This window comes from Streptomyces sp. NPDC004658, from assembly GCF_040609555.1.
Lineage (GTDB): Bacteria > Actinomycetota > Actinomycetes > Streptomycetales > Streptomycetaceae > Streptomyces.
Genome location: NZ_JBEXKG010000384.1, coordinates 1 through 1,602, shown reverse-complemented (window position 1 = coordinate 1,602; position 1,602 = coordinate 1). Strand labels below are relative to the sequence as shown.

The 1,602-nt window shown below is 67.9% G+C and carries 2 pseudogenes; one reads left to right on the top strand and one right to left on the bottom strand.

Features of this window, described 5'->3' with window-relative positions:
- A pseudogene (locus ABZV94_RS41525) lies at positions 1–317 on the bottom strand (hypothetical protein); the annotation flags it as partial.
- Positions 318–577: 260 nt separating this feature from the next.
- Between ABZV94_RS41525 and ABZV94_RS41520 the strand changes: the two are divergent.
- Positions 578–1,602 (top strand): annotated as a pseudogene (locus ABZV94_RS41520) (hypothetical protein); the annotation flags it as partial.

Below are 1,602 nucleotides of genomic sequence, written 5' to 3'. Positions count from 1 at the left end.
GGCAGACCGAGGGCCGGGTCGGGACGGACGAACGGTTCACCGTCCTCACCCCCCGCTTCGGGGTCGATGTCCCACCGGCCACCGGACGCGTCCATGAGGACCTCCCCGATGTAGGGGGTCGCGGCCTGCCGGAAACCGTCGTCGAACTCCGCTTCCAGCAGGGCGCGTTCGAGCTCCGCCAGGGACGCGGGCGTGTAGTCGAAGGGGAAGTCGCGCGGAAGATGCACCTGTTCGAGGCGGGCGGTCAGCACCTGCAGGTCGTCCAGCCACCGGTCGAGGAACTCCTCGTGGGTGGGGCGGCGCGGGTTGGTGGTCATGAACGCCAAGCGTAGGCCGCCGCCCCTTACCGGTGCCGAACAGCCTTGAAGGACCTGTGCTTGTTGTGCCACGCCTGTGTATCCCTTGTGGTTCCGGGGCTGCCGGAGGCTACGGTGTCGGGCGAGGCGGTGGCATCGACGGGGGCCATGCACCGCCGACCCTCCCGTGCCTGCCCTGTGCACACGGGCTGACCGCTGCCCCCACGAGGGACACACACATGCAATTCGCGATACGCGCACCCGGCTGGTTACGGCTTCGCATGGCGGCCGTCGCGTTCGGCGCGACCGTACTGGTCGCCGGACCGCTGCCCGGTCTGCATCACAACGCCGAAGCGGCGCCGCCGAAGCCGATGCTGGGCCGCTGTATGGACAAGTACGGCACGAGCCCGACACCGCCACCGTCCTACAAACTGCCCGGGTCCAGGCCCGCCGGTCCGAACCAGTGGAAGACGCCGAACGCCGAGGACCGCTTCTACGGCTACGACCACCTCGCCAAGGGCTTCGAGGCGCTCACCGACCCCGGGCTGATCGATCTGCCCGACGGGGACAACCCGAAGAACTACACGTGGGGAACACCCGAGAACGCGGTCACGACCTGGAAGCAGACCCAGGCCGGATCCAAGCCCTACAAGGGCTCGTTCAACGAGTGGCTGAACAACATCTACTCCCGCAACGAGGGCAACAACAAGCGGGGCAACGGGTTCGAGTCGGAGGTCGTGAAGTACTTCGACCTCGGCGGCGTGGACTGGATCTGCCAGAAGAACCTCCGCGACCTCAACCCCGAGCTGCACAAGGACCTCGAGCGGACCCTCGGCAAGGACGTGATGAAGAACGGTCGCGTCTTCGACGCGGTCAACCAGCGCACCCGAACCGTCTACGAGGTCAAGTCCGGGATCGGCTACGACGCCCGGCAGCTGAAGATCGACGCCGAACTCGTACGCCGTGGCTGGAAGGTCGTCTACATCAACGGGCAGGAGCCCGACGCGAAGACGGTCGCCAAGTACAAGGCCGCCGGCGTGAAGTACTACCGGCACGGCGCCACCCCGAATCCTCGCTTCACCGTCGGCACGTACACCCCGCGCAGCAACCAGCTGATGACGCCGGACCCGAGCCGCCCCTCCTTCGGCTCAGGCGCCGACATGGCCCGCAGGTCCGCGCCCACCCCTGAGGACGCCCGCCGCCAGATCGAGCGGGCACGCGGCCTGGTCCAGCAGCCCGGCAACGGACTCCGCAGCCCGGGCGGTGTCGACTTCTCCACCCTCGACATCTCGTACATCGGGCAGAC